Below are 4,318 nucleotides of genomic sequence, written 5' to 3'. Positions count from 1 at the left end.
GCACCCGGCCGTGGTCGCGAGGCGGACGGCAGGAGCGCGAGATCGTCCGGGCCGCGCTCGATGCCGTCGGCCTGGCCGACCGTATCGACGACCCATGCGACCGCCTCTCCGGAGGCGAGCGGCGCCGGGCGGTGCTCGCTCGCGGCCTCGCCCAGGAAAGCCCGGTGATGCTCCTGGACGAGCCGACGAACCACCTCGACGTCGCCTGGCAGCTGCGGCTGCTGCGGACCGTCGCCGACCGGGCCGAGACCCTGGTCACGACGATCCACGACCTCGACCTGGCGCTGCGTTCCTTCGACCAGCTGGCGGTTCTCGGCCGGCCGCGGGGCAGCGATCCCGACAGCGGCCCGGCGACCGTCGTCGCCCACGGGCCGCCGGCCGAGGTGCTCGACACCATCCGCGTCGATCTCCACTTCGGCGTCGGCTCCGTCCAGGTGCCCCACCCGCACCTGGACCAGCCCCATCTGCTCATCCACTCCCGGAAGGACCACTCGGCATGACCTCTCGCCCGACCATCCCCGTACGTCGCGGCGGCCTCGCCTGCCTGGCCGCGCTGGCACTCGGCTCGACGATCCTCACCTCCTGCGGTGCGGCGGAGAAGACCAGCGTCGGCACCGCGGCCCACGAGAACGACGGCGCGATCACCGTCGAGAACTGTGGCGAGAAGGTGACCGTCGACGAGCCGGTCACCGAGCTCTACGCGTACGACGGCGGGATCATCTCCATCGCCCTGGCCGTCGGCGCCCGGGAGAACCTCGTCGCGGTCACCGGCATCGCCCGGGACCAGGAGCTGCTCGAGCTGGCCTACCCGAAGGACCGGGTCGGGGAGCTGAAGGTCGTCGGCGACGAACAGCCGACCCTGGAGACCGTCCTGGCGCTCGAGCCGCAGCTGATGTTCGCGGGCTGGAACTACGGCTTCAGCGAGTCGCGCAACCTGGTGCCCGAGACCGTGGAGGAGCACGGCATCGAGACCTACCTGCTCAGTGAGTCCTGCCGGCAGGAGGACGGCGACCGCGGCACGATGGGGGCCTGGACGGCGCTGCGTACCGACCTTCTCAACATCGGTGAGCTGACCGGCCACGGCTCGGAGGCGAAGAAGGTCGCGGCCGGCATCGACGAGCGCCGCGAGGCCCTGGAGAGCGCGCCTAGCCCTGCGAAGGCGCCGACGGCGTTCCTCTTCGACTCCGGCTCCGACGCGATCTTCACCTCCGGCTCCTTCGGCGCTCCGCAGGCCATCTTCGACACCGCTGGGGTGACCAACGCGACCGCCGACGTGGAGGACACCTGGACCGAGGTCGGCTGGGAGCGTCTCGCCGCCGCCGACCCCGACGTCATCTACTTCGTGGACTATCCGGGCCAGTCCTACGAGGAGAAGGTCAAGGTCCTCCAGGCCCACCCGGCCTCGCGCGACCTGACCGCGGTCAAGGAGCAGCGGTTCGTGAACCTGCCGTACGCGATGTGGGTCTCCGGTCCGCTCAACATCGACGCCGCCGAGTGGGTCCGCCGCTCGGTCGAGCACTTCGGGCTCGCGCCCGAGTCCGGGATCGAGCCCGAGCTCGACATCAGCGAGCTGAGCAGTCTCACCGGTAACGAGTGGCTCCGCTGAGATCCCGCTATAGTGCTGGCAACGGACATGAGGAAGCCGGTGGAACTCCGGCACAGTCGCGCTACTGTGACATCGCTTCGGCGGTGGAGTCAGACCCGATTGTCCGTCCAACCCCAACGAACAGGGACGCATTCATCCCTGAGGAGGACATATGTCGCAGCCTGCTGTGGCGCCCGTCGCCGGCGTCGATCTGCCCACTATCTCGCTTCGTGAGCTGGCCCCCTGGGCGCTCTTCTTCGGCCTGCTCGGTCTGCTGGTGCTCTTCTTCATCAGCGCCGACCAGGGCGCGGTCTCGATCCCGTCCGGCACGCTCATCCACGAGTGGGTCCACGACGGTCGTCACCTGCTCGGCTACCCCTGCCACTGATGAGCCCGCGTGCATTTCTCGTACGCGGCCTGCTAGCTGGACTCCTCGCCGGAGTCGCCACCTTCCTGGTGGCGTACTCCGTCGGTGAGCCGCAGGTCGGCGCTGCCATCGCGCTGGAGGAGGGCGGCGACGGGCACTCACACTCGCACGCCGCCGAAGGCGATGAGGGTGGCGAGGGTGGCGAGGAGGCCGCCGAGGTCTCCCGCACCAACCAGAGCACCTGGGGGCTGCTGACCGGCACCCTGGCCGTCGGCGTCGCGCTCGGGGGCATCCTCGGGCTGGTCGCCGCGGCGACGCTCGGTCGCCTCGGACGGCTCACGCCAGGGCAGTCGACGGCGCTCGTCACCCTGATCGGGTTCGTCGCGGTCGCCCTGGTGCCGTTCCTCAAATATCCGGCGACCCCACCGGCGGTGGGCAGCGGAGACACCATCGGCGTACGCACCGCGGTCTACTTCGCCTTCCAGGCCCTCTCGGTCGTGGCGGCGGTGGTCGTGACGTACGCCGCCGTGCGGCTGCGCGGGCGGTTCGGCACCTACCTCGCCGTGGTCGGCGCGATCGCGGCCTACCTGGTCGTCATGGTCGTCGCCGGGCAGCTGTTCACGACGGTCAACGAGGTCGGGGACTTCCCGGCCGACACGCTGTGGTTCTTCCGCCGCGCCTCGCTGATCACGCTCGCCACGATGTGGGGCGTGCTCGGGGTGGCGCTGACCGGCCTGGTCATTCGTCTCTACGCGGCAGAGCGCGCTGTCGCGGAGCGAAAGGCCCTCGCCGCCAGCCTCTGAGCGGCTCAGCGGGGGAGGCGGTAGGTCTCCACGGGGCGGCCGTCGGCCAGGTGATCACGCACGATCACCCGGGCGGCGGCCGCTTCCACGTTGCCGTACCAGACGTCGTCGGGCTGGACGCTGAGCACCGGCGCCTGGTTGCACGGGAACTGGCAGCCGGTGTGGGTGATCAGCAGGTCGTCGTCGCCGAGACCGGCCTCCATCGCCCCCAGGATCACGGCCCTGGCGGTCTCCTCCGAGCCCTTCGCGGTGCAGCGCGGGCCGCGGCAGATCAGCACCTGGCGTACGTGGTCGGGGACCCGCTCCCAGGCGGGCGAGGTGAGCCCGGGCTCGGTGCCGGTGATCGGCCGGGTCTCGGCCAGCGAGTCGGTCAGCGCCTCGGCGAGCTCGTCGCGCGTGGTGGCCAGGCGGGTCGCGATCTGCAGTTCGGGGCGGGTGCCGGTGCGCTCGCGCCACCAGTGGGCGGCGATCCGGCGCAGCCAGGAGTGGCCAGGGGCGAGCGGGCCGAGGCTGATGCCGGCCAGGGCGATGGTCTCGGCGCCCTCGTCGGCCAGGCGGGTCAGCTCGCGGGAGAGCGAGGGGTCGCCCATCTGCAGAAACGCAAGGCTCGCCTCGTGCTCGCCGGCCCAGGCGAGCAGGTCCTCGCGCCGGTCGACGTCGGTCACCGACATCCCGACGACGACGCGGTGTGTCATCCGAGGCTCCGCACCCAGGAGACCGCCTCGGCGACGTCGTCGACCGTGCGGACGCCGTCCTCGCCGGCTGGGCGGCGGACGACCACGACGCTCACCCCGAGCTCGGCCGCGGCGGCCATCTTCGGCCAGGTGAAGGTGCCGCCGGAGTCCTTGGTGATGAGTACGTCGGTGTCGTGCTCGCGCATCAGCGCGAGCTCGCCCTCGATCTCGTAGGGACCACGGCTGGTCAGCAGGGTCCAGGCTTCGGGGAGGTCGAGGTCGGGCCGGTCGACCACGCGGGCGAGGGCCTGGTGTCCGGCGAGTGCCGGGACGAACCTGGCGAGCTCCTGGCGTCCGACCGTGATGAACGGACGCTTCCCGAGGTCGGCGGCGAGCGTGGCCGCCTGGTCGTGGGTGTCGACGTAGGCCCAGGACGGGTCCGCCGGCCAGCCGGGCCGCTCCAGCCGGAGCAACGGATGCCCGGTCTGCGCGCAGGCGGCCGCCGCGTTGGCCGACATCCCGCGCGCGAACGGATGCGTCGCGTCGACGACCGCGTCGAAGTGGTCGAGGGCCCCCCTCAGGCCCTCGACCCCGCCGAACCCCCCGATCCGCACCTCGCCGACCGGCAGCCGCGGCCGCGCCACCCGGCCGGCCAGCGAGGAGGTCACCTCCACACCCTCCTCGAGCAGCCGCGCCGCCAGCTCCCGCGCCTCCCCGGTCCCGCCCAGGATCAGCAACCTCATCCCTCAGCCCTCCCGCTGGCCGAGCCGTCGTCCCCGCTGGCCGAGCCGCTCCCTCCGCTGGTCGAGCCGCCGGAGCCGCTAGGCGGAGGCGTGTCGAGACCAACACGGTCCGCTGTCGCGCTCGATGGGACCGTGTTGGTCTCGAC

The 4,318-nt window shown here is 71.8% G+C and carries 6 protein-coding genes and 1 riboswitch; of the genes, 4 read left to right on the top strand and 2 right to left on the bottom strand.

The genetic code is table 11. The features are described from left to right. From ACFU7D_RS28830 to ACFU7D_RS28815, 4 genes are all read left to right on the top strand, one after another. The coding region (locus tag ACFU7D_RS28830; RefSeq protein ID WP_378873738.1) for an ATP-binding cassette domain-containing protein at positions 1-500 on the top strand (500 nt) is incomplete at its 5' end. Next, positions 497-1,606, top strand: a complete 1,110-nt coding sequence (locus ACFU7D_RS28825) for an ABC transporter substrate-binding protein (RefSeq protein ID WP_378873735.1) — start codon at positions 497-499, stop codon at positions 1,604-1,606. The genes ACFU7D_RS28830 and ACFU7D_RS28825, both read left to right, overlap by 4 nt. Next, positions 1,590-1,724, top strand: a riboswitch (cobalamin riboswitch). (Overlaps the previous gene by 17 nt.) A 33-nt stretch (positions 1,725-1,757) precedes the next feature. Next, positions 1,758-1,973 carry a CbtB-domain containing protein gene (locus tag ACFU7D_RS28820; RefSeq protein WP_378730814.1) on the top strand — a complete coding sequence of 72 codons (216 nt, stop codon included), beginning with the start codon at positions 1,758-1,760 and terminating at the stop codon, positions 1,971-1,973. Further along, a complete protein-coding gene (locus tag ACFU7D_RS28815) occupies positions 1,973-2,755 on the top strand; it encodes a CbtA family protein (protein WP_378730816.1) in 783 nt (260 codons plus the stop codon). Before ACFU7D_RS28820 ends, ACFU7D_RS28815 begins: the two co-directional genes overlap by 1 nt. Before the next feature lie 5 nt (positions 2,756-2,760). Here ACFU7D_RS28815 and ACFU7D_RS28810 read toward each other — a convergent pair whose 3' ends face one another. Both ACFU7D_RS28810 and ACFU7D_RS28805 read right to left on the bottom strand, forming a co-directional pair. Further along, entirely contained in the window at positions 2,761-3,450 is a 690-nt protein-coding gene (locus tag ACFU7D_RS28810; protein WP_378873732.1) for a ferredoxin, read from the bottom strand. Next, complete coding sequence (locus ACFU7D_RS28805; RefSeq protein ID WP_378873729.1) at positions 3,447-4,172, bottom strand: cobalt-precorrin-6A reductase; 726 nt, start codon at positions 4,170-4,172, stop codon at positions 3,447-3,449. The genes ACFU7D_RS28810 and ACFU7D_RS28805 overlap by 4 nt, the downstream gene beginning before the upstream one ends. Between the last annotated feature and the right edge of the window lie 146 nt (positions 4,173-4,318).

This window comes from Nocardioides sp. NPDC057577, from assembly GCF_042801335.1.
Classification (GTDB): Bacteria; Actinomycetota; Actinomycetes; order Propionibacteriales; family Nocardioidaceae; genus Nocardioides.
Note: the sequence above shows the minus strand (reverse complement) of the source record. Positions and strands in the feature narration are given on the sequence as shown.

Coding starts and splice junctions, on each gene's coding strand:
- ACFU7D_RS28825 (WP_378873735.1), top strand. CDS start 497: ATGACCTCTCGCCCGACCATCCCCGTACGTCGCGGCGGCCTCGCCTGC.
- ACFU7D_RS28820 (WP_378730814.1), top strand. CDS start 1,758: ATGTCGCAGCCTGCTGTGGCGCCCGTCGCCGGCGTCGATCTGCCCACT.
- ACFU7D_RS28815 (WP_378730816.1), top strand. CDS start 1,973: ATGAGCCCGCGTGCATTTCTCGTACGCGGCCTGCTAGCTGGACTCCTC.
- ACFU7D_RS28810 (WP_378873732.1), bottom strand. CDS start 3,450: ATGACACACCGCGTCGTCGTCGGGATGTCGGTGACCGACGTCGACCGG.
- ACFU7D_RS28805 (WP_378873729.1), bottom strand. CDS start 4,172: ATGAGGTTGCTGATCCTGGGCGGGACCGGGGAGGCGCGGGAGCTGGCG.